The organism is Paraburkholderia sp. Ac-20336, from assembly GCF_017105025.1.
Classification (GTDB): domain Bacteria; phylum Pseudomonadota; class Gammaproteobacteria; order Burkholderiales; family Burkholderiaceae; genus Paraburkholderia.
Map to the genome: position 1 here is coordinate 68,456 of NZ_JAAGPS010000012.1, position 21,096 is coordinate 89,551.

Annotated in this window: 19 protein-coding genes and 1 pseudogene; 12 read left to right on the forward strand and 8 right to left on the reverse strand. The window is 63.7% G+C overall.

The window, feature by feature from the left end:
• Window positions 1-82: 82 nt before the first annotated feature.
• Window positions 83-1,054 (reverse strand): GntR family transcriptional regulator, encoded by a 972-nt coding sequence (locus tag GXB81_RS07220; protein ID WP_205988748.1) that lies wholly within the window; start codon window positions 1,052-1,054, stop codon window positions 83-85.
• 243 nt (window positions 1,055-1,297) lie between these two features.
• Between GXB81_RS07220 and GXB81_RS07225 the strand changes: the two genes are divergently transcribed.
• The 4 genes from GXB81_RS07225 to GXB81_RS07240 all read left to right on the forward strand — a co-directional run bounded on the left by GXB81_RS07225 (window position 1,298) and on the right by GXB81_RS07240 (window position 5,736).
• A complete protein-coding gene (locus GXB81_RS07225) occupies window positions 1,298-2,158 on the forward strand; it encodes a fumarylacetoacetate hydrolase family protein (protein WP_205988749.1) in 861 nt (286 codons plus the stop codon).
• 1 nt (window position 2,159) lies between these two features.
• Window positions 2,160-3,377, forward strand: coding sequence for an alpha-hydroxy acid oxidase (locus tag GXB81_RS07230; RefSeq protein ID WP_240158850.1), 1,218 nt, complete (start codon window positions 2,160-2,162; stop codon window positions 3,375-3,377).
• Between the two features lie 29 nt (window positions 3,378-3,406).
• Window positions 3,407-4,174 (forward strand): acetoacetate decarboxylase family protein, encoded by a 768-nt coding sequence (locus tag GXB81_RS07235; protein ID WP_241016273.1) that lies wholly within the window; start codon window positions 3,407-3,409, stop codon window positions 4,172-4,174.
• A gap of 290 nt (window positions 4,175-4,464) precedes the next feature.
• On the forward strand, window positions 4,465-5,736 hold the full coding sequence (locus tag GXB81_RS07240; RefSeq protein ID WP_167040004.1) for an MFS transporter: 1,272 nt from the start codon (window positions 4,465-4,467) through the stop codon (window positions 5,734-5,736).
• Window positions 5,737-5,907: 171 nt separating this feature from the next.
• Here the strand turns inward: GXB81_RS07240 and GXB81_RS07245 are convergent, their stop codons facing one another.
• Genes GXB81_RS07245 through GXB81_RS07270 form a run of 6 tightly spaced genes read right to left on the reverse strand, consistent with a single transcriptional unit; the run spans window position 5,908 to window position 12,219 of the window.
• Entirely contained in the window at window positions 5,908-6,597 is a 690-nt protein-coding gene (locus GXB81_RS07245) for a GntR family transcriptional regulator (RefSeq protein ID WP_167040002.1), read from the reverse strand.
• A 55-nt stretch (window positions 6,598-6,652) separates the two neighbouring features.
• Window positions 6,653-7,714: an oligopeptide/dipeptide ABC transporter ATP-binding protein gene (locus tag GXB81_RS07250; protein ID WP_205988750.1), complete on the reverse strand. Its 1,062-nt coding sequence runs from the start codon at window positions 7,712-7,714 to the stop codon at window positions 6,653-6,655.
• Window positions 7,711-8,802: an ABC transporter ATP-binding protein gene (locus GXB81_RS07255; protein ID WP_241016274.1), complete on the reverse strand. Its 1,092-nt coding sequence runs from the start codon at window positions 8,800-8,802 to the stop codon at window positions 7,711-7,713. The genes GXB81_RS07250 and GXB81_RS07255 overlap by 4 nt, the downstream gene beginning before the upstream one ends.
• The gene (locus tag GXB81_RS07260) at window positions 8,799-9,692 is read right to left on the reverse strand and encodes an ABC transporter permease (RefSeq protein WP_205988751.1); all 894 of its coding nucleotides are present in this window, start codon (window positions 9,690-9,692) and stop codon (window positions 8,799-8,801) included. The genes GXB81_RS07255 and GXB81_RS07260 overlap by 4 nt, the downstream gene beginning before the upstream one ends.
• 18 nt (window positions 9,693-9,710) lie before the next feature.
• Window positions 9,711-10,652, reverse strand: coding sequence for an ABC transporter permease (locus GXB81_RS07265; protein WP_167285121.1), 942 nt, complete (start codon window positions 10,650-10,652; stop codon window positions 9,711-9,713).
• A 13-nt stretch (window positions 10,653-10,665) separates the two neighbouring features.
• Window positions 10,666-12,219, reverse strand: coding sequence for an ABC transporter substrate-binding protein (locus tag GXB81_RS07270; protein ID WP_205988752.1), 1,554 nt, complete (start codon window positions 12,217-12,219; stop codon window positions 10,666-10,668).
• 336 nt (window positions 12,220-12,555) lie between these two features.
• On the opposite strand from GXB81_RS07270, the gene GXB81_RS07275 reads away from it, so the two are divergent.
• The 3 genes and pseudogenes from GXB81_RS07275 to GXB81_RS07285 all read left to right on the forward strand — a co-directional run.
• Window positions 12,556-13,194: an isochorismatase family protein gene (locus GXB81_RS07275; RefSeq protein ID WP_167039993.1), complete on the forward strand. Its 639-nt coding sequence runs from the start codon at window positions 12,556-12,558 to the stop codon at window positions 13,192-13,194.
• An 83-nt stretch (window positions 13,195-13,277) separates the two neighbouring features.
• Window positions 13,278-14,045 carry a DinB family protein gene (locus GXB81_RS07280; protein ID WP_205988753.1) on the forward strand — a complete coding sequence of 256 codons (768 nt, stop codon included), beginning with the start codon at window positions 13,278-13,280 and terminating at the stop codon, window positions 14,043-14,045.
• A gap of 19 nt (window positions 14,046-14,064) precedes the next feature.
• Window positions 14,065-14,157, forward strand: a pseudogene (locus GXB81_RS07285) (DDE-type integrase/transposase/recombinase); the annotation flags it as partial.
• On the opposite strand, the gene GXB81_RS07290 reads toward GXB81_RS07285, so the two are convergent.
• Window positions 14,157-15,020, reverse strand: a complete 864-nt coding sequence (locus GXB81_RS07290) for a CoA ester lyase (protein ID WP_205988761.1) — start codon at window positions 15,018-15,020, stop codon at window positions 14,157-14,159. The pseudogene GXB81_RS07285 and the gene GXB81_RS07290 overlap by 1 nt on opposite strands.
• A gap of 219 nt (window positions 15,021-15,239) precedes the next feature.
• Between GXB81_RS07290 and GXB81_RS07295 the strand changes: the two genes are divergently transcribed.
• The 5 genes from GXB81_RS07295 to GXB81_RS07315 all read left to right on the forward strand — a co-directional run bounded on the left by GXB81_RS07295 (window position 15,240) and on the right by GXB81_RS07315 (window position 20,783).
• The gene (locus GXB81_RS07295) at window positions 15,240-16,436 is read left to right on the forward strand and encodes a CoA transferase (protein ID WP_167039989.1); all 1,197 of its coding nucleotides are present in this window, start codon (window positions 15,240-15,242) and stop codon (window positions 16,434-16,436) included.
• Window positions 16,436-17,125: a GntR family transcriptional regulator gene (locus GXB81_RS07300; protein ID WP_167039987.1), complete on the forward strand. Its 690-nt coding sequence runs from the start codon at window positions 16,436-16,438 to the stop codon at window positions 17,123-17,125. The genes GXB81_RS07295 and GXB81_RS07300 overlap by 1 nt, the downstream gene beginning before the upstream one ends.
• 99 nt (window positions 17,126-17,224) lie before the next feature.
• On the forward strand, window positions 17,225-18,520 hold the full coding sequence (locus GXB81_RS07305) for an MFS transporter (protein ID WP_167039985.1): 1,296 nt from the start codon (window positions 17,225-17,227) through the stop codon (window positions 18,518-18,520).
• Window positions 18,521-18,599: 79 nt separating this feature from the next.
• A complete protein-coding gene (locus tag GXB81_RS07310) occupies window positions 18,600-19,415 on the forward strand; it encodes an amidohydrolase family protein (RefSeq protein WP_205988754.1) in 816 nt (271 codons plus the stop codon).
• A gap of 33 nt (window positions 19,416-19,448) precedes the next feature.
• On the forward strand, window positions 19,449-20,783 hold the full coding sequence (locus GXB81_RS07315) for an amidase (protein ID WP_167285130.1): 1,335 nt from the start codon (window positions 19,449-19,451) through the stop codon (window positions 20,781-20,783).
• The last annotated feature ends 313 nt before the right edge of the window (window positions 20,784-21,096 follow it).

Consider the following 21,096-nt stretch of genomic DNA (forward strand, 5'->3'; position numbering starts at 1 on the left):
GGCGCATCGGGATGCGCGTGATAAGTCAACGTTCTTGAGGCACTTGCGGCACCGGAGCCCCAACCGGATTACGCTGCATAAATCACAAACGCGTCAAATACGGCGGTAATTCTTCGAGCGTCGCGTTCGCGGCGCCTTCGAAGCGTTGCAGCCAGCGTGCGTCCGCCTGCTTCAGATGCTCGTGCAGGGCGGCGGCCGCCTTCGCCGGTTTCTTCGCGAGCAGCAGGTCGTAGATAGTCCGGTGTTCCTTCAACGCATCTTCGATCGACGTAAGCGGAATGCGCAGCACAGGATCGAACAGATAGCGGGTCGGCGCGAACAGCATGCGCGTACGCGCGAGCACCTGCAGGATCTCGCTATTGTGACAATGCGACAGCAACCGGATATGCAGATCATGCTCGACGACGTCGGTATCGAATCCTTCGCGCGGGAAGCCGTCCAGCGCTTCGACCACCGTTTCGCGCAATTGCCCGACGTAGTCGCGGCTCACATGTGCTGCTGCCTGTTGCAGTGCCTCCGGCTCGAGCAGCCAGCGCAGTTCATACAAATGATGGGTCTTGTCAGGTGTGACGCGCGTCGCAATCCAGCGGCCCATCGAATCCTTCGTCACGAGCCCGACGCTGTGCATGCGCGCAAGCACATCGCGCACGACCGTGCGGCTCACGCCAAAGTGTTCGGCCAGTCTTTCCTCGATGATCCGTACCGAGACGAACATTACCCGGGCGCATAGCTCGCGCTCGAGTTCGACATAGACGCGCTCCCACTGCTGCACGGAGGTGATCTTGACTTCGTCGAGTACCGCTCGCTCGCGCGGGACGCCGGGCTTTACCTTGCCTGCCACCTCATAGCCGCGCCCACTTGCTTCCTTCACGAGCCGTTCATTGCATAGCGCCTGCAATGCGTAGCGCGCCGGCGACCGGCTGATGCCAAACGATTTCGAGACCTGCGCTTCCAGCAGCTTTTGCCCGGGCGCAAGGCGACCGTCCTCGATCATGGCCTTGAGCAGTGCATACGCGCGCTCCTGGACGGAATGCTTTTCGATGATTTCTGACATGGTCCTCAATGAGCGGCGCCTCTCCACAGGGCGAACGCCGCGGTTCTCGCAACGCTTCGATTCCGCCGCCCGCGCTTCGGGTGGCCAGTTGCGAAATGTTAGCCGATCTGATGCCACATTTCCGCTGCCCCGGGAACTACGGCTGAAAACACGACTTGACATCGCAGTTTTGGATCGATAATCTTAAAAATGTACATTGCACACTATGTACATTATAGGTGAAAACCGGAGGCAGGGATTCTTATGAAGCTGGTACGGTGGGGACAGCCGGGTGATGAAAAACCGGGCGTGCTGGATAGCGAAGGGCAGGTACGCAGCCTCGTCGGCGTCGTCGACGACTGGCACGGCGAGGCGTTGACGGAGGGTTCGCTCGCTCGCGTCGCGGCGGCCGATTTGCGTGCGCTGCCGCTCGTCGCGCGAGGCGAGCGGCTTGGGCCATGCGTCGGCGCGGTAGGGAAGCTGGTCTGCGTGGGCCTGAATTACACGGACCATGCAGCGGAAGCCGGGATGGCACTGCCGAAAGAGCCGATTCTGTTTCTGAAGGCCACGAGCTCGATCAATGGTCCTTTCGATTCTGTCGAGATCCCACGCGACGCACAGAAAGTGGACTGGGAGGTCGAACTCGGCATCGTGATCGGCAAGACCGCGCGCTATGTGGCGAAGGAAAACGCGATGTCGTACGTTGCCGGCTACTGCGTCGTGAACGACGTCTCGGAGCGCGCGTATCAACTGGAGCGCGGCGGACAGTGGGACAAGGGCAAGGCGGCGGATACGTTCGGTCCGCTGGGGCCGTGGCTTGTCACGGCGGACGAGGTGCCGGATCCGCAGGCGTTGTCGCTGTGGCTCGACGTCGACGGTGTGCGGCGTCAGGACGGCAATACGCGTGACATGATTTTCGGCGTCGCGGAGCTGGTCTCCTACATCAGCGGCTTCATGAGCCTGCAGCCCGGCGACGTGATCGCAACGGGCACGCCGGCCGGTGTTGGCATGGGCCTGAAACCGCCTGTTTATCTGCGGGCTGGACAAACGGTACGCGCCGGTATCGCCGGCCTCGGCGAGCAGCGCTCGTCCGTCGTTGCGTTCGATGCGTCATTGCAGGCGTGACATGGCCGATACCGTGACATGTGTCGGCGATCTGCAGCGGCTCGCGCGCCGGCGCGTGCCGAAGATTTTCTACGATTACGTGGACAGCGGCTCGTGGACGGAATCCACCTATCGCGCTAACGAGGTCGATCTCGGCCAACTGAAGTTCCGTCAACGTGTCGGTTGCGACGTCGACATGATCCGCACCGCTGTCACGCTGCTCGGCCGTCCGTGCAGCCTGCCCGTGGCGCTCGCGCCGACCGGCCTCGCCGGCATGATCCATGCCGACGGCGAGATTCTTGCCGCTCGCGCGGCGGCCAGATTCGGCGTGCCTTTCACGCTATCGACGGTCAGCATCTGCTCGATCGAGGACGTCGCCGAGCATGTCGAAGAGCCGTTCTGGTTCCAGCTCTACATGATGAAGGACCGCGATTTCATCGTCCGGCTGATCGAACGCGCACGCAACGCGGGCTGCTCCGCGCTCGTGCTGACGCTCGATCTGCCGCTCCAGGGGCAGCGTCACAAGGACGTGCGCAACGGCCTTTCGGTGCCGCCGAAGCTGAATCTGCGTACCCTGTCGATGATGATGGCGCATCCCGCGTGGTGTGTGCGGATGCTCGGCACGCGGCGGCGCACCTTCGGCAACATCGTTGGGCATGCCAAGGGTGTGACGGACACGTTCGCGTTCGCCGAGTGGGTGAGCCGTCAGTTCGATCGCACGGTGACGTGGGACGACATCGGCTGGATCAAGCGGCACTGGGGCGGGCGGCTGATCGTCAAGGGCATACTCGACGCGGACGACGCGCGCCGCGCGGTTGCGGCAGGCGCCGACGCGATCATCGTGTCGAATCATGGCGGACGGCAACTGGACGGCGCGCCGTCGTCGATCAGCGCGTTGCCCGCCATTGCCGCAGCCGTCGGTCAACAGACGGAGGTGCTGATGGATGGCGGTATCCGCAGCGGCCAGGACGTGCTGCGTGCGATCGCGCGGGGCGCACACGGCGTGATGATCGGCCGTGCGTTCCTGTACGGCCTCGGCGCGCTCGGCGAAGCGGGCGTTACCCGTACGCTCGAACTCATTCATAAGGAACTCGAATCAACGATGGCGTTGTGCGGCATCACCGACGTCGCCGACGTCAGCCGTGACGCCATTGTGACACCCACACCTGTCGCCGTATCCGCGCGGCCGGAGAACGCATGCCGCCGCGCTGGAGAAGGTGGTCTATCCGCTATTGCCTAGTTTGAATCAGCTATTTGTCAAGGAGACGTATGATGTTTGGTAACTATAAAATGCACGAAAACAGCGGCGTCAATCCGCCTTATTCGCCCGCGTATCCGGTCGAGTGGGAGTGCCCGCTGCGCACGCTCGAAGTCGTCACCCGCGTAGATCAGGCGAGGGTTCGCGAGTTGCTGAAGGACACGCCTTTCGAACTGGTTAACGACCGCGTCGCGTTCCGTTTCATGCTGTCGCCGGGGCATACGCTCGCGGTGCACGCGGGGGCGATGTTCGACCTGATGGTGACGGTGCCCGTGCGTTACGACGACCTGTTCACCCAGACACACATCTTCATGTATTGCAGCGACCCGATGGGGATTGCGGCGGGCCGCGAGTTGTTCGGCTACACGAAGAAGGACACCGACTACGCGTTTGACGAAACCGCGGACGGCAAGGTGAGCGGCTGGGTCCGCCGCCGCAAGGTGCCGCTCGCCGACTTTAGCTTCACGCCCGATCCGGACGCGCCGCTAGTCCTGCTCACGGACGAAGCCGAGCAGCCGGCAGGCGAGATTCACGTACGCCGTCTGCCCGACCCGTCGAAGCTGGGCATTGCCTATGCCGACGTCGTCTATCGACGCACGCCACTGCGCTATACCGAGCCGGTGCGTGGCCGGATCGACTGGACGCTGCATCAGAGCGCGTTCGATCCGATCGCGGACCTGGAGCCTGAAGTGCTGAGTGCGCACTTCATGACGTCGGACGTGTACGGCGGCGGTTTTGCCGTCGAGGATCGCCGGTTGTTGAAGCGGCTTTATCCCTGAACAGGACGAGGCAGCGACAAGCACGGCCGCCGCCTAAGTTGCGGCCCGCAGCGTGGGCGGTTAGGCGGTCGTGCTCGCGCGGCTGGGCGGTCGTGCGCGCGCGCGGCACGACGGACGACAACTTCATACACAAACGCGTTGCATTCTCAAGAAAGCATCATGTCTTGATTGAGAAGTTTTCCTAATTAAAAAATAACCGCAATCCATAGTCTGAAGAACGAAAGTTAGCCGGTGGCGACAATCCACGGCGATACGCTGAGACACCCGATTTTCAAAACGGAGGAAGACAAATGAGCACGACACGTTCGCGCTGGATGCTGATTAGCCTGCTATTTCTAGGAGGGGTTATCAGCTACCTGGACCGGGCCGCACTTTCAATCACTGCACCGCTCATCGCGAAGGAGCTACACCTTGATCCTGCCCAGCTTGGGATTGTGTTCAGCAGCTTCTTCGTTGGCTATGCGTTGTTCTGTTTCGTGGGCGGCTACTATTCCGATCGCTTCGGACCCAAACGGGTTCTCGCCGTCTCCATGCTGGTGTGGTCACTGTTCTGCGGAATGACTGCATTGACCGTTGGCATGGTGAGCCTTCTTGTCGTGCGCATCATCTTTGGCATGGGGGAGGGGCCGCTTTGTTCAAACATCAACAAGATGGTGTCCAACTGGTTTCCGCGTGAGGAGCAGGCCAGCGCCATAGGTATCGCGAACTCGGGTACTTCGCTGGGTGCCGCCCTTGCCGGACCCGCCGTCGGCTTCGCGGCCGTGAGTATAGGGTGGCGATTGTCCTTTGTCGCTATTGCCGTAGTCGGTGTTCTGTGGGTTGTCATGTGGGTTGCGCTTGCCAAAGACAGGCCTGCGGTGCCTCCGGATGTGGCGACAGGCGTCATCGATAATGACGCATCGACGGCTGTTTCGATCAGCCCCCCGGTATCTCCACTGCACACACTCCTACTTCGTCCCGCCATTCTCGCGACGGCTTTCGCATTCTTCGGCTACTCGTACATCCTGTACTTTTTCCTGTCCTGGTTTCCGAGCTATCTGACGATGGCGCATCACCTCAGCATTCAAAAAATGGCGGTGGTCAGCGTGATTCCCTGGGCTGTTGGCGCCACCGGCCTGATTGCGGGTGGGCTCCTGTCGGACTTTATCTTCCGCAAGACAGGTCGGGCCGTCTTTTCGCGCAAGGTGGTGCTGATTACCTGCCTGAGCGCAGGTGCAATCTGTGTCGGCATTACCGGGACCGTGAAGGACATGACGAGCGCGGTTTCGCTGATGGCTATCGGCGTATTCTTCATGTACGCCTCGTACAACACTTACTTTGCTCTGGTGCTGGACACGGTTGAGAAAAATCGCGTTGGAGCGGTTGGCGGATTCGTCCACCTGGTCGCGAACCTGGCCGGCATTGTTGCCCCCACGGTGACGGGCTTCCTCGTACAGTGGTCCGGCAACTTCGAGAGTGCCTTTCTGGTGACTGGAGCAATCGCCGTGTCAGGAGCAATGCTCGTCACGATTTTCGTGCGTTCTCCGGGACGTCGGGCGCTGAACCAACCGACAATTGCATAAAAGTCTCAACGCCCAGATGCTCACTCGGCCAACAGCAAGCGACTATGGCAATGGCGTCTGCGGTTTCCGGAACGGCGCATAAGCGGGCGCCATGACGAACGGGACCATCGCTCCATCCCGTCCATCCTTATCGCAACGGAGCCCTGCGTTTGCATGCGTCTGATCGTGCCATCAATGATGGTGTTCGATCTTCAACCGCTGGTCGATCTCGAAGCACCCGCGCAAAATGTGCTCGCGCATCAGATGCTCCGCGCGGCTGCTGTCGCGTGAGGCCACCGCTTCGAAGATGCGCACGTGCTCCTCGTGATATCTGCGCATCGAGGCGGTGTCCATCAGCGGTTCCGTGAAAGGCTTGTGCGGCGTGCGATGCACCATCTCGTGACTGCGCCTGAAGAGCCTGTTGGTCCACGCATCGTTAATCTGCGCGTGGAACCAGTCGCTGCGCTCGCGCATCGCTTGCACTTCTTCCTTGTCGAGCGTGCGTTCGCCGACGAGCATCCGGCCCGTCTCTGCGAGATAGGCGCGCATCGCTTCGACGTGTTCGTCGCTGAAGCCGCGCTGCGCCGCAAGCGCGCTCGCATAGCCTTCGAGCACCGCGCGCAGTTCGTATGAATCGCGCAGGTCGCGCAGGCTGAACGAACGTACGCTGAAGCCGCGATTGCGCTCATAGACGACCATGCCGCGCGTCTCCAGCGCGACCAGCGCCTCGCGAACCGGCGTGCGCGACACGTTGAACAACTCGCCGAGTTCGGCTTCCCGCAGCTTCGCGCCGGGCCTGAGCGTGCCGCTCAGAATCATCGCCTGCAAGCCGGTGACGACGGTTTCGTCTTGTGAGTTTTCGCTGCTGTCCGCAGTTTCCATGGGCGTGACGTACCGATAGTGCATCGAACGGACGAAGTATATCGAATGCGCGTTTTCAGGCCGCCGCGGCGGCGTTGGGATAGTGACACGCGACGAACGTGCCGTCACCGCGATCGGCGAGCGTCGGATCGTCGTGCACGCAGGCATGGGGCAGTGGGCCGTAGCGCGTGTCGACCGGGCGGATCGGAATCGTCGCCCGATTCGCGCTGCCGGGCCGTGCGACGAGCTCGCGCGCTCGCACGCAGCGCGGATGAAAGCGGCATCCGCCCGGAAGATTGGCGGCCGAGCCGATCTCGCCCAGCACGCGCGCACGCGGCTTCGCGCGTGCCGCGGCCGGGTTGGCGACCGGCACTGCCGCCAGCAGCGACTCGGTGTACGGATGCGCCGGCGACGCATAGAGCGAGTCGCGTGCGGCGAGTTCGACGATGCGTCCGAGATACATCACCGCGACGCGATGGCTCACATGGCGCACGACCGCCAGATCATGCGCGATGAACAGATATGCGAGTTGCCGCTCGCGCTGCAGCTTGCCGAGCAGATTGATGATCTGCGCCTGAATGGAGACATCGAGCGCGGACACGGGCTCGTCGAGCACGAGTACCTTCGGATTGAGCGCGAGCGCCCGCGCGATGCCGATGCGCTGCCGTTGCCCGCCCGAAAACTCATGCGGATAGCGCGTCGCGTGCTCGGGATTGAGGCCCACGGTGCACATCAGCTCGCGTACTTTTGCGGGACCGTCGGCATTCCACGCGCCGTGCTCCTTCATCGGCTCGGCGATGGCCGCGCCCACCGTGCGCCGCGGATCGAGCGAGCCGTACGGGTCCTGAAACACCATCTGCACCTGCGCGCGCATCGCGCGGAGTTTGCGTCCGCCGAGCGTGCCGATATCGATGCCGTCGAGAAAAATGCGTCCCGCACTCGGTTCGAGCAGACGCACGGCGAGCCGCCCGAGCGTGCTCTTGCCACTGCCGCTTTCGCCGACGAGACCGAGCGTTTCGCCGGCATCGAGATGCAGCGACACGCCGTCGACCGCCTGCACCACCGGTGTCCTGCGTTGCAAAAGCGAATGCTTCGCACCGAAGCTGCGGCTCACGGCATCGATCTGGAACAGCATCATGCGCTCCCCGTCGTGGCAAGCGAGTGCCAGAAAAAGCACGCGCTGACATGCGCGGCGTCGTCCGTTTCGACGAGCGGCGGCCGCATCGAGCCGCAGTTCGCGCGGCCGCGTCCCATCGCGCAGCGCGGCTCGAACGCACAGCCGGCGGGCAGGGCGGCGACATCGGGTGGATTGCCTTCGATCGCACGCAGCGCGCAACCCGGCTCGCCTTCGAGATCGGGAATGCTGCGAAACAGCGCCTGCGTATAAGGGTGCCGCGTCGCGCCGAACACGCGCTCCAGCGAACCGCGCTCGACGACGCGGCCCGCGTACATCACCGCGACATCCTGCGCGTAGCGCGCCACCAGCCCGAGATCGTGCGTGATGAGCACCATCGCCATGTTCGTTTCCTGCTGCAGGTCCGCGAGCAGGTCGAGGATCTGCGCCTGCACGGTGACGTCGAGCGCGGTAGTGGGTTCATCGGCGATCACGACTTTGGGGCGCAGCGCCACGGCCATCGCGATCAGCACGCGCTGGCGCATGCCGCCCGACAACTCGTGCGGATAGGCGTCGAGCCGGGCGCGCGCCTCGGGTATGCGCACGCATTCCAGCAGCCCCGCCGCCCGCGCCCGCGCCGCCGATCGGCTCACGCGCTCGTGCGCGCGCAGGAGCGTCGTCATCTGCTCGCCGATGGTGAAGACCGGATTGAGCGCGGTCATCGGATCCTGAAAGATCATCGAGATCGATGCGCCGCGCACGCGCCGCAACGCCTCGCCGGAGAGCCGGGCGATATCGACGCCATCGAGCAGCACGCGTCCGTGCGTCACGCGCCCCGGCGGCGCGACGAGCCCGAGCGCCGAAAGAAACGTCATCGACTTGCCCGAGCCGGACTCGCCGACCACGGCGAGCGTGCGCCCCGGCCGCACGCTCAGCGACACATCGTCCACCACGACTGCGCCCGGAAATACGGTGCGTATTCCGTCGAGTTCGAAAACGGCTTCCGGATCGATGCGCGTCTCGCCTGTCCGGATGCTGCCCGATGCATCGGCGGCGTCGGCAGGCGCGTGGCGTCGCGGGATCCGGAAGACGGCCGGCAGGCTGCTGTTCATAACGTCCTCGCGTCGGCGCGGCGGCGCATCTGCGGATCGAGCGTGTCGCGCAGTCCGTCGCCGAGCAGGTTGAAGGCGATGACGAGCAGCGCGATGCACGCACCCGCCGAGAGCGAGATCATCGGATGCGAGGCGAGAAAGCCCTGACCGTCGGCGATCACGTTGCCCCACGTCGGCGCGGGCGGCTGAACGCCAAGACCGAGATAGCTCAAACCGGCCTCGCCGAGCACCGCGTTCGCGGCACCGACCGTCGCGACCACGATCACGGGCGGCAGGCTGTTCGGAACCACGTGCACAAGCAGGATCTTCCAGCGCGCCATGCCGATCGACGTCGACGCCTCGATAAACATGCGCGGCCTGATCGTCAGCACGACCGCGCGCATGACGGCGGCGACGCGCGGTGCGAACGCGATGGCGATCGCCCAGATCACCGAACTCAGCGACGAGCCGCGCGCGGCCACCAGTGCGAGCGCCAGCAGAAAGCCCGGAAACGCGAGCAGGATATCGATGATCGCGACCAGCACACGCGCCAGCCAGCCGTCGAAGAACGCGGCCGCCGAGCCGAGCGCGACGCCCAGCACGATGGAAATGACCATGACCGAGAACGCGACTTGCAGCGAAATGCCCGTGCCCCAGACGAGGCGCGAGAGCACGTCGCGGCCATATTGGTCCGTGCCGAACCAGTGCGCGGCGGAAGGCGCCGCGAGCGTGTTGGTCATGTCGGCGGCGACGGGCGAGTAGGGCGCGATCCACCGCGCGCCGAGCGCGATGACGACCATCGCGGCGAGAATCACGAGCCCCGTCATGAAGCCCGGATGACGTGCATAGCGGCGCCACGAAGCGTTGCCGTTACGGTGCGCGGGGTTGAGGGAAGCGGCGGGCGAGTTCATCGGCGGGTCCTCGTTCGATCAACGCGTGCGCAGACGCGGATCGACCGCCGCGTAGAGCAGATCGAGCGCGGTGTTGACGAGCACGACGATCACCGCGAGCGCCAGTACGCCCGCCTGCACGAGCGGGTAATCGCGCGAGCTGACCGCCTTGAGAATGGTCGTGCCAATGCCCGGCCGGCTGAACACGACTTCGATCAAAATCGCGCTGCCGAGCGAATACGAGAAGGTCACGCCGATGATCGACAGCACGGGCACCAGCGCGTTTCTGAACGCGAGCCGCCAGACGATGGTGCTTTCGCGCACGCCCATCGCGCGGGCCACGCGGATGTAGTCGTGGCCGATGACTTCGAGCATTGCGGAGCGCGTGAGCCGCGCGATATACGCCGCCACCGACACGCCCAGCACGGCGGCGGGCAACACCAGATGCCGGAGCGCTTCGATAAAGCCGCCGCCGGAGCTCGAGCCGAGCGCGGGCAGCCATTTCAGATGCTGCGCGAACACGAGGATGCCCGCGAGCCCGAGCCAGAACACCGGGAATGAAATGCCCGCGAGCGCGACGAGCATCACGGCGATATCGATGAAACTGCCGTGCCGCACCGCCGTGACGATGCCGAGCGGCACGCCGACGAGCACGGCGATCGTCATGCCGGCGACCGCGAGAATCGCCGAATCGGGCAGGCTCTGCACGATCTCCAGCAGCGCCGGTCGGCCGGTGACGACCGAAGTGCCGAGATCGCCGTGCAGCACGTGCCCGATGAACAGCCCGTACTGCACGAGCAGCGAGTGATTCAGCCCGAGCTGCTCGCGCAGTGCGGCGAGCGCATCGTTGGTGGCGTAATCGCCGAGCATGTATTGCGCGGGGTCCCCCGGAATCATGCGGACCAGGAAGAACGTCACGGTGAGAATGCCGGCAAGCGTGACGACGAGGTGCAGCGTCTGTCTGGCCAGATAGCGTCCCATTGCGGGTGTCCTCTCAGGCGAGCGAGACCGGATATGAGTTCATCGTGAATAGCGAGTTCTGCACGAAGCCCTGAACCCTGTTCGAATGCGCGATGAACAGCCGGTCCGCATACAGGGGGATCAACGGAAGGTCCGTCATGCTCTTCTGCAGGATCTTCTGATACGCGACCTTGCGTGCCGCTTCGTCCTGTGCGGCTGCGGCGTTCGCAATCAGGTCGTCGACGCCGGCGTAATGCGAGGTATTGAGGCCTGGCGGAAACGATGACTTCGCGAGCATCGAGATGATCGGGTTGTCGGGATCGGGCGCGCCGACCACGCCGGTGATCGCGGTCGGGATTTTGCCGCCCGAGCGCGCCTGCAGGTACGCGCCGCGTTCGAGTACCTGGATGCGCGTCTTGATGCCGATGGCCGACAGGTCGCTCGCAATCGGCACGACGATCTTGTCGTAAGGACTGAAACCCACGCCGATGACATCCATCGAAAAATCCGTCTGCCCGGCTGCGGCGAGCAGCGCGCGCGCCTTGGCGGGATCGTAGGCGTATTTCGGTACGTCCTCGGTGTATTCGAGAAAGGCTGGCGTGAGTACGCTGTACGCCGGGCCTTTCGTGCCTTTGAAGAGACCGGCGATGATCGCGTCGCGGTTGATGCCGTACATGATTGCCTGACGCACGCGCAGGTCGTCGAGCGGTTTGTGCGTCATGTTGAGCACGAAGTTGATGGTGTGATCGGCGGGGCGGTCGTGCACCTTCACGTTCGGGTCGTCCTTCAGGCGCGCGATCACGCCCGGCTCCTGCAGCGCGAAGAAGATATCGATCTCGCCGTTGGTGAGCGCCGTGGCCGCCGCGTTCTCGTCGCGGATCACGCGGAACAGCACGCCATCGACTTTCGGCGGGCCGCCGAAATAGCTCCTGTTGGCGGAAACGCGCACTTCCTGCCCCGGCGTCCAGCTTTCGAAGACGAACGGCCCCGTGCCGACGGGATTCAGTGCGTGCTTGCGATCTCCCATCTCGGTGACGGCCTTGCGGCTCACGATCCAGCCTTGATTCAGGTTGGTGACCTTATGCATGAAGCCCGAGTTCGGCGCCTTGAGCGTGATGACGACCGTGTTTGCGTCGGGCGTATCGATCTTCGCGATGGCGGCGAGTTGCCCGACATAGTTGCTGCCGGTTTTCGGATCGAGCACGCGCTCGAAGGAGAACCGCACGTCGTCGGCGGAGAGCGCGCCGAAGTTCTTGTGCCACTGCACGTTCTTGCGCAGGTGGAACGTGTAGACCGTGCCGTTCTGCGAGACGTCCCAGCTCGAGGCAAGATCCGGGACGATCTTGTTGGTCGCCTCGTCATAGCGCGCGAGTCCGCTGTAGATATGCGTCGCGACGGTCTGGTTTTCGACCTGAAAGATATGCGCCGGATCGAGATTGGCGATGTCCGAGCCGAGGCGCACGCGCAGGAGTTTCGGCTGCCCCTGCGCCCGGGCGAGCGGCGCCACCAGATTCAGCGCGGCGGCCCCCGCGACGCCCAGGGTGAATTGACGACGGGAAAGGCTGCGGCACGAGGCTTTTGTGGTCATGGCAAACACCGGTCGGAGAGCGATCGAATCGGTCGGGAGAGCACCAGATCAGAATCGCATACAAAAATTCGCGGGGCAAGGTCTCCAAAACACCAATCTCGGGTGTCGGCATGAAGTTATTTTTGTAATTTGTACGGATATTCAATCTAATATGATGAGATGACTAATTTTTGTTCTGGTTTTATGGCTTTTATTGAAGTGGCTAACCAAATCATACAAATTCAGCGTGAGTTTTAATGTTGACATTCTGATTTTTTGCATGCAATTTTCGGTGAGAGGCCGGCGTGGTGTTCCCGATTCCCGCTGCAACTCTCACTCTCTCTCGCCGAGGTCGACATGTCGGATACGGATATCTTCGTCAAACAGAAGTTCGGGCAATCGCTCGGTTTCGGCCGCAAGACGGCCGTCCTGGTGATCGATTTCCAGGAAGGCTTCACGCGCGAGGACGGCTTCGGCGGCTACAACATCAACGACGCCATCGCGCAGACGGCGAAGCTGCTCGCCTTCGCGCGCCGGCAGGCCATGCCGGTCTCGCATGTGTACTTCGCCGCGCAGAAAGGCGGCTTCGATATCGGCACGTTCGGCGAGAAGGTACCGCGTCTGCGCGAGCTCACCGAGGACGCGCCGGACACGCGGATCGTGTCGTCGTGCAGCCCGCTCGACGGCGAATACGTATCGAGAAAGCGCCATTCGTCGGCGTTCTTCGGAACCAACTACGCGTCGTGGCTGATGGCCGCGGGCATCGACACGCTGCTGGTCACCGGCTGCACGACGAGCGGCTGCGTGCGCGCGAGCGTCGTCGATGCATCCGCGCACGGGCTGCGTCCGATCGTCGTGACCGACTGCGTGGGCGACCGCGCGCAGGCGCCGCACGAGCAGAGCCTCTTCGACATGGGCCAGAAGTATGCCGACCTCATGACTAGCGCCGACGCGATGGCCGTGCTCGCGAAGGGCAAGCAGGCGGCGCTCGCCTGAACTTTCGCTTCAACCGGTCGGGCCGCCAGCGTGCGGGACAGGAGCACGCAGGCCCGAAGCAAGCTTTTGCAATGGAGGGATCCATGTCTGATACCGCGACTGGCGTGCGCATCAAGGTCTTCTGGCAGCCCGGCTGCTCGTCGTGCCTGCGCACCAAGGAATTTTTGACGCAGCAGGGCATCGAGTACGAGTCGCGCGACGTGCACAACGATCCGCGCGCGCAGGCCGAGCTGTTCGAACTGGGCGTGCGCAGCGTGCCGGTGGTGTCGATCGGCAAGCATTACACGCTCGCGCAATCGCTCAAGGATGTCGTGAAGTTTCTCGACCTGCGCACGACGCTCGCCGATCCGTTGCCCGCCGCCGTGCTGGTGCAGCGGCTCGACCACGTGATGAGCGCCGTTTCGCGCTACGTGCATCAGTTCACGCCCGAACAGCTGAACGAGCCGTTCCGCAACCGGCGGCGCACGCCGGCGCAGCTTTGCTATCACGTGTATCGCATCGCCGGGATGGGGATGGAAGCATCGCAGGGCATCGCGCTGCGCTTCGAGAGCTTCGACGAGGTGCCGCCCGAAACATGGACGGCGGACGATATCGCGCGCTGGGGCGACGACGTGCATCACCGCTTCGATGCGTGGTGGGCTGCGGAGCAAGACCCGGACGTGAACTATACGGTTTCGACGTATTACGGCACGCGGCCGTTTCACGAAGTACTGGAGCGCACCGCATGGCACGCGACGCAACACACGCGCCAGATCATGCTGATGCTGGAGAGCCACGGCATTGCGCCTGACGGCCCGCTCACCGACGCCGATCTCGCAGGCCTACCACTGCCCGACGAAGTATGGGGATGACGTCGCAATCTTTCGAGGAGACCTATATAAAAAGGTGAGGGGGCAGTGGAAATATCTGTACCGTGCAGTTGACAACGCCGGCAACGCGATCGATTGCCCGCTGCGGGCTCATCACGCCATGCCGAGCGCGCGGCCCAACTCCGCGAGTTTTTCCGCTCGTGTGATGAATGGTCCGTCGACGAGCTTGCCGTCCACTTTGAACGCGCCGACGCCTTCGCCGAGGGCCTCTTTTGCCGCGGCGACGACGCGCAGCGCATGATCCACTTCTTCCTGGCTGGGGCGGAACGCGTCATTGGCGAGTGCGACCTGGGTTGGATGGATGCAGCTCTTGCCGGCGAAGCCCAGTGCGAACGCGGATTTCGCGTCCGCCGTGAATCCTTCGGGATCCGCAATATCGACGAAAGCGCCGTCGTAGGCTTCGATGCCGGCTTCGCCCGCCGCGAGCCGTACCTGCAAGCGGACCGTTTGCAACGCGGCGGTGTCGCGCTGCGAGATGCCAAGCGGCCCGAACAGGTCGCCGAAGCCGACCTGCAAGCCTCTTACACGCGGATGCGCGAGCGCGATCTGCGCTGCGTGACGCAATCCTCGCGGCGATTCGATGTTGGCGAGAATGCCGATCGGCGCCGCGATGCCGCGCTCGCGTTCGAGCGCATCGAGCCTCGCCGCCAGTTGGCGCACGGCGTCCGGATCTTCGACCTTCGGCAGATTCAGCATATGAAGGCCGTCTTGCGTGCACGCGGTTACGTCGTCGGCAAAGTGGGGCGTGTCGATTGCGTTGATGCGCACGATCAACGTCTTGCCGGTCGCGCTGGCCTCGGGCGTCGACAGATACTGGCGCAACGTGCCGCGTGCGCTGGCCTTGCGGCTTTCCTCGACGGCGTCCTCAAGATCGAATGAAATCGCGTCGGCAGGGCCTTGCATGGCCTTTGCGAACAGTTCGGGACGTGACGCGGGGACGAACAGCTTGCTGCGCATCAGTAGATGGCCGGCATTCGATGACATGGTTGGCTTCGCTCAAAAATTGTAGACAATTTATTTTCTGTACTCTACATTGGTACCGTGTTCCGCACAACCACGAGTGCTGTTTTCGTGCCCGGCGACCGGCGCATCGTTTTCGCGGCTGCCCCACGGCTGCTTCGGGCTGCTTCGTATTCACCGCGCAGTTGCCCGCAGTTGCCTCTTACACAGTTCAACATGACGTCTTCATCGCACGAATCCGCCGCCACGCCGGCCACCGCCGATCACTCCGCCGGACCGCTCGCCGGCATCAAGGTGCTGGATTTGAGCGCCTATATCGCGGGTCCATACGGGTGCACGCTGCTTGCAGATCAGGGCGCCGAGATCATCAAGGTCGAGCCGCCGCAAGGCGACAATTTGCGCAATTACCCCTCCACGCTGCCGCGGGAAAGCCGCGCCTTTCTCGGCGTGAATCGCGGCAAGCTCGGCATCGTGCTCGACCTGAAAACGGAAGCAGGGCACGACGCGCTGATGAAGCTCGTCGATCAGGCGGACGTGCTGGTGCATAACTTTCGCCCGGCCGTGCCGGCCAAGCTCGGCATCGCCTATGACTCGCTGCGCGAGCGCAACCCGCGTCTGATCTACTGTGCGCTCACCGGTTACGGCGATACCGGGCCGATGCGCGACAAGGCCGGCTACGACCAGGTGCTGCAATCGATGTCCGGCATCTGTTCGCTGCAAGGGGCGCCGGGCGACGCGGAGATCGTATACGGATCGGTGGTCGACTATTACGCGGCAGCGATGCTTGCCGCGAGCGTCGCTTCGGCGCTGTATGCGCGCGAACGCACCGGGCACGGACAGTATGTCGGCGTGTCGCTCCTCGCAAGCGCGCTCGCGATGCAGTCCGCGCGCTTCGTATGGGCGGACAGCGAGCCGCGCGAATGCTTTCGCGACATGCGCTCGGGCGGTATCACCGGTTTGCATCCAACGGGTGAGGGCAGCATCTATCTTTCGGCCAACACGCCGCATTTCTGGGCTGCGCTGTGCGAACTGATCGGGCGTCCGCAGCTCGCCGCCGATCCGCGTTTCGACACCGTCAGAAAGCGCGCCGAGCACGCGGACGAAATCGTGCCGGTCGTGCGCGACGCGTTACGCGCGCATTCGGCGCAGGAATGGGAGTTGATTTTCGGCGAACGGGTGCCTTGCTCGGCCGCGCGCGATATCGAGGACATGTTCGATCATCCGCAGGTACTCGCTCAAGGGCTCGTGGAAACCTACCAGCATGACAACGCCGGCCCGTATCGCGGACTCGCGCGTCCGTTTCGCTTCGGCACCGTGCCGCTTGCCGCGCAACGCGCCGCGCCGAGGCTCGGCGAGCATACCGAAGAGGTGCTCGCATCGGCCGGCATCGTTGTCAACAAGGATGCCGGGTGATGGAGCAGGTATCGATTCCGGGCACCATCCCGTATTTTCTGAAGGAACAGATTCGCCGCTCGATCATCGACGGCACGTTCCGGCCCGGCCAGCCGCTGCGCGAGCAGGATCTGGAGCGGCGCTATGGCAGCAGCCGTGGGCCGATCCGCGAGGCCTTGCGTCTGCTGGAGCAAAGCGGTCTGGTTAGCCATATTCAGCGGCGCGGCTTTCGCGTGACGTTGTACAGCGAGCGTGAAATACGCGATATGTACCTGCTGCGCGCCGAGCTGCAAAGCTACACGATGCTAAGTCTCGGCGAAATCGACGATCTGAAGCCGCTGCTGAAGGAAATGAACGAGTGTCATCAGCGCATGGCGTCGGCGTTCGAAACCCGCAATGTCGGACAGTACGTGCAGGAGATCCGCAATTTCTATGACGCCAGTTCGCGGTTTCTCGGCAACAAGCCATTGCAGGACGCGCTAAACCGGCTCTACGAAACCGCTGAGCCGCTGCGCTATAACCTGCTGTCGCGCAGGCTCGACAAGAGCCGCTCGCTGCAATACACGAAGAAGATCATGCAGGCGTTGAAGGCGCGTGATTTTTCGCAGGCGGCGGCGCTTAAGCGCGAGCATGTATTAATGAATCTGCCGAGTATCGTCGAGACCTATATGGCGGCGACCTATGAGGATACCGAAGCGAGAGCAGGCTGATTCAGGGCAAGGACGGCGACAACACATACAACGCGCCGCATGAGCAGAATGGGTACGACGAAGACCCCGATTGTCAAGAGCACCCCAGGAGACACCAGCATGCAGCAGCAAGCACAGGAGGACCAGACTCCGCACCCATCCGCAACGGATGCCAGACCGGCCAGTCAGGTCGCATGGTATCGGCAGGTCACAAGCGGCGCGTGGCGCGTGCTTGCACTCGCGGGGCTCGGCTGGCTGTTCGAGGTCTACGAGATCTTCGTGTTCTCGCTGACCGTGCCTGCCTTCATTGCGTACTTCGCATTGACGCGTGCGCAGGCGGGGGCGATTGGCAGTATCGCCGCGGCGGGATTGATCGTCGGCGGTATCGCGTTCGGCTGGGTGGCGGATCGCATTGGCCGCGTGCGCACACTGATGCTGACCATTCTCGTCTATTCGATCTTCACTGGGCTCACCGCGTTTGTGCAAGGCCCGGTTTCACTGGCGGTGCTGCGCACGCTTGCGGGCCTCGGTATGGGCGGCGCGTGGACCGCGGGTGCCGCGCTGGTCGCGGAGACATGGAAGCCCGAGCATCGCGGCAAGGGCGGTGCGATGATGCAGTTCGGCCTGCCGCTCGGCTCGCTGCTCGCGATCGGTGTGGTGGCGCTGATTTCAAACCTCTCGGGCGGCCTCGATCACGGCGGCTGGCGCTGGGTGTACGGCCTCGGTGTATTGCCGATCGTGTTGCTGTATCCGATCGCGCGCCGCACACCCGAATCGCCGGTATGGCAATCGCGCGCGCAATCCGGCGGCGAGCGCGGACAGATCGGCGATCTGTTGCGCCCTGGCAACTTCGGCGGACTCGCGAAGGCGTTCGGTTTCATCTTCTTCGTGCAGTACGTGTACTGGGCAGTTTTCACGTGGACGCCGACGTTCCTGCTGACCGTCAAGCACTTCAACTTCGTGCACAGCTTAAGCTTCACGTTCGCGCAGCAGCTCGGGTCGATCTTCGGCTTCGCGGTGTTCGCGCTGCTTGTGGATCGCATCGGCCGCAAGCCAACCTTCTCGATCTATCTGCTGATCGGCGCGATCGCGGTGTTCGCGTTCGTGACCGGCAGCGGCGAAACGACGGTGATGGTCGCGAGCTTCTTCACGGGCATGGGCATTACCGGCCTGTTCGCGGGCATGGGGCCGTTCGCCGCCGAACTGGTGCCAAAGACCAGCGCGCGCGGTTTCGCGATGGGCATTGCCTACAACGGCGGCCGCATCGGCGGCATGATCGCGCCGTATCTGATCGGCGCGTTGGCCACCTCGGCGAGCGGTTTCCGCATGGGCATGCTGACCACGCTGGTCGCGTTCCTGCTCGCGTGGGGGATGGTGCTGATCTCGCCGGAAACGCGCGGGCGGCAACTGAGCTGATGAGGCTGACCGGACGCCCGTCAGAGCGGGCGCATCAACCGGAGAAAACGTGACGATGAATCTTCAGGCATCCGAAACCATGAGTGGGTCTATCGAAGGCGCGTGCGATTGCCACCTGCACATCTACGATCCGCGCTTTCCCGAGCAGCCCGGCAACGGAGCACCGATGACCGGCATGACTGTCGACGACTATCGCTGTGTGCAGCGCAAGATCGGCACGACGCGTGCGGTGATCGTACAGGCCAAGCGCTACGGCACGGATAACGCCTGCCTCGTCGATGCCATCGCGCAGTTCGGCGGCGCGGCGCGCGGCATCGCGGTGGTCGCGCCGGATACGCCGCTTGCCGCCTTGCGTGAACTCGACGCCTGTGGCGTGCGTGGGCTGCGCTTTAGCGTCTGGAACGCGCGCGATACGGTGATGACGGTCGATATGCTCGAGCCGCTCGCGGCGCGCATCGCCGGGTTGGGCTGGCATGTGCAATTGCATATGTCCGGCGATCAGATCGTCGAGCATCGCGACGTGCTGAACCGTCTGCCATGCATGATCGTGTTCGATCATCTCGCGCGACTCGCGCCGCAGCAGGGCGCCGCGCATCCGGCATTTCGCGTCGTCGCTGATCTGCTCGCGCGCGAGCGCTGCTGGCTCAAGCTGTCCAGCGCCTATCTGAACACGCTGACCGGCGCGCCGTACGAGGACGCGACGCGGGTCGCCGAGGCCTTCGTACGCGAGGCGCCCGAGCGGCTCGTTTGGGGCAGCGATTGGCCGCATGTCACCGAGCACGGCAACGCGGATACGGTCGCGTTGCGGTCGCTGCTCGACCGCTGGGTACCCGACCGGGCGATGCGCACGCGCATTCTCGTCGACCATCCCGCGGCGCTCTACGGCTTTGCGTGAGTCCAACCGGTTGAATAGGGACAAGGAGTATTCATGGAACCGCACCAGCTTTCCGCGGCTGAAGCCGCCCGACAGATTCGTGAAGGATACCTGACCAGTGAGGCGCTGATGCGCTCGTGCCTTGAACGGGTCGACGCACGTGATCCGGTGGTCAAGGCGTGGCTCGCGATCGACCGCGAACGGGCGGTGCAGGCCGCGCGCGAGCAGGACAAACGTCGTCGCGACGGCGCGCGCGGGCTGTTGTCGGGCCTGCCGTTCGGCGTGAAGGACATGATCGATACCGCCGATCTGCCGACCACGCACAATTCGCCCGCTTTCCAGCGCAACCAGCCCGTGCATGACGCTGCCTGTGTCGCGCGTGCGCGCCATGCTGGCGCGGTGCTGCTTGGCAAGACCGATACGGTCGAATTTGCCGCGTTCGGGCGCGTCGCGGCAACCACGCATCCGCTCAATGCCGCGCATACGCCAGGCGGATCGTCGGCGGGTTCCGCCGCTGCGGTGGCCGATCTGCAGGTGCCGTTTGCGTTCGGTACGCAGACAGGCGGCTCGCTGATCCGGCCGGCGTCGTTCAACGGCGTGTATGCGTTGAAGCCGACGTGGAGCCGCGTCAGCGCCGAGGGCGTAAAGCTGCTTGCGGTCAGTCTGGATACGGTCGGCTGGTATGGCCGGAGTGTTGCCGATCTCGCGCTCGTCGCGCAGGTGTTCCGTCTGCTGCCGCCCGGTGCCGACGCCGCTCCCGAGGATGACGCGCCGTTGCGCGGACTGCGCGTCGGCATCTGCCGCTCGCCGCAATGGCCGTCGATCGAACCCGCCGGCGAGCGTGCGCTCGAAGCTGCCGCTCAACGCCTGCGTGATGCCGGTGTGACGATCGCCGATGTGACGCTGCCCGCAGCGTTCGACGACATGTCGGCCGCGCATCTGACCGTGATCGAAACCGAGGGCGCCGCCGCGTTTCTCGACCTGCTCGAAAGCCGCCGCGACAGCATGTATCCTGCGATGCTCGAACGATTGTCACCGGACCGGCTCGATAAGCCTGAGGTTCTGCGGCATGCGTATCGCGTCGCCGAACACTGCCGCGCGGAGCTGGACCGCGTGTTCGGCGATTACGACGTGCTGGTCACGCCGGCTGCGCGAGGTGAGGCGCCGCACGGCCACGCAAGCACTGGCGAAGCGGTGTTCAACGCGATGTGGTCGCTGCTGCATGTGCCTTGCCTGGCCGTGCCGTGCACGACGGGACCAAACGGTTTGCCGGTCGGTATACAGTTGATCGGTGCCGGGCATGAGGATGCGAAGCTCTTGCGCGTCGCCGCGCGGCTTGCGCCGATCATCGATGTCGAGGGAACAAGTAGGGGGAAGGGGCTTTCATAGACGCAGAATGAGCCGGAAGAATAGCGGGCAAAAACGGTTTTGTCGCGATAAGGTTGGATTGCTGGAGTGCGCGTCTTGTGAAACGGCACTGATACAGCGATGAAGTATGCACCGACGCTGCGAACGGCTCCTGGTTCTGGTCATGCGGGTCTCCCGGCTTTCCGCGCCAGCCATTTATCTGCTGTTCAGCTGCAGCAGCAACCCGTCATAGCGCGCCACGACTTCGGCGTTCGTCGACAGATAGCGCGCGATGATGCGGCGCTGACGGTCCCGATACCCTTCCCAGTCGGCATCGTGATGGCGGATCGCCTGC

Bases quoted from the DNA above. Each gene is read 5' to 3' on its own strand.
- GXB81_RS07220 (WP_205988748.1), bottom strand. From the start codon at position 1,054: ATGTCAGAAATCATCGAAAAGCATTCCGTCCAGGAGCGCGCGTATGCA.
- GXB81_RS07225 (WP_205988749.1), top strand. From the start codon at position 1,298: ATGAAGCTGGTACGGTGGGGACAGCCGGGTGATGAAAAACCGGGCGTG.
- GXB81_RS07230 (WP_240158850.1), top strand. From the start codon at position 2,160: ATGGCCGATACCGTGACATGTGTCGGCGATCTGCAGCGGCTCGCGCGC.
- GXB81_RS07235 (WP_241016273.1), top strand. From the start codon at position 3,407: ATGATGTTTGGTAACTATAAAATGCACGAAAACAGCGGCGTCAATCCG.
- GXB81_RS07240 (WP_167040004.1), top strand. From the start codon at position 4,465: ATGAGCACGACACGTTCGCGCTGGATGCTGATTAGCCTGCTATTTCTA.
- GXB81_RS07245 (WP_167040002.1), bottom strand. From the start codon at position 6,597: ATGGAAACTGCGGACAGCAGCGAAAACTCACAAGACGAAACCGTCGTC.
- GXB81_RS07250 (WP_205988750.1), bottom strand. From the start codon at position 7,714: ATGATGCTGTTCCAGATCGATGCCGTGAGCCGCAGCTTCGGTGCGAAG.
- GXB81_RS07255 (WP_241016274.1), bottom strand. From the start codon at position 8,802: ATGAACAGCAGCCTGCCGGCCGTCTTCCGGATCCCGCGACGCCACGCG.
- GXB81_RS07260 (WP_205988751.1), bottom strand. From the start codon at position 9,692: ATGAACTCGCCCGCCGCTTCCCTCAACCCCGCGCACCGTAACGGCAAC.
- GXB81_RS07265 (WP_167285121.1), bottom strand. From the start codon at position 10,652: ATGGGACGCTATCTGGCCAGACAGACGCTGCACCTCGTCGTCACGCTT.
- GXB81_RS07270 (WP_205988752.1), bottom strand. From the start codon at position 12,219: ATGACCACAAAAGCCTCGTGCCGCAGCCTTTCCCGTCGTCAATTCACC.
- GXB81_RS07275 (WP_167039993.1), top strand. From the start codon at position 12,556: ATGTCGGATACGGATATCTTCGTCAAACAGAAGTTCGGGCAATCGCTC.
- GXB81_RS07280 (WP_205988753.1), top strand. From the start codon at position 13,278: ATGTCTGATACCGCGACTGGCGTGCGCATCAAGGTCTTCTGGCAGCCC.
- GXB81_RS07290 (WP_205988761.1), bottom strand. From the start codon at position 15,020: ATGCGCAGCAAGCTGTTCGTCCCCGCGTCACGTCCCGAACTGTTCGCA.
- GXB81_RS07295 (WP_167039989.1), top strand. From the start codon at position 15,240: ATGACGTCTTCATCGCACGAATCCGCCGCCACGCCGGCCACCGCCGAT.
- GXB81_RS07300 (WP_167039987.1), top strand. From the start codon at position 16,436: ATGGAGCAGGTATCGATTCCGGGCACCATCCCGTATTTTCTGAAGGAA.
- GXB81_RS07305 (WP_167039985.1), top strand. From the start codon at position 17,225: ATGCAGCAGCAAGCACAGGAGGACCAGACTCCGCACCCATCCGCAACG.
- GXB81_RS07310 (WP_205988754.1), top strand. From the start codon at position 18,600: ATGAGTGGGTCTATCGAAGGCGCGTGCGATTGCCACCTGCACATCTAC.
- GXB81_RS07315 (WP_167285130.1), top strand. From the start codon at position 19,449: ATGGAACCGCACCAGCTTTCCGCGGCTGAAGCCGCCCGACAGATTCGT.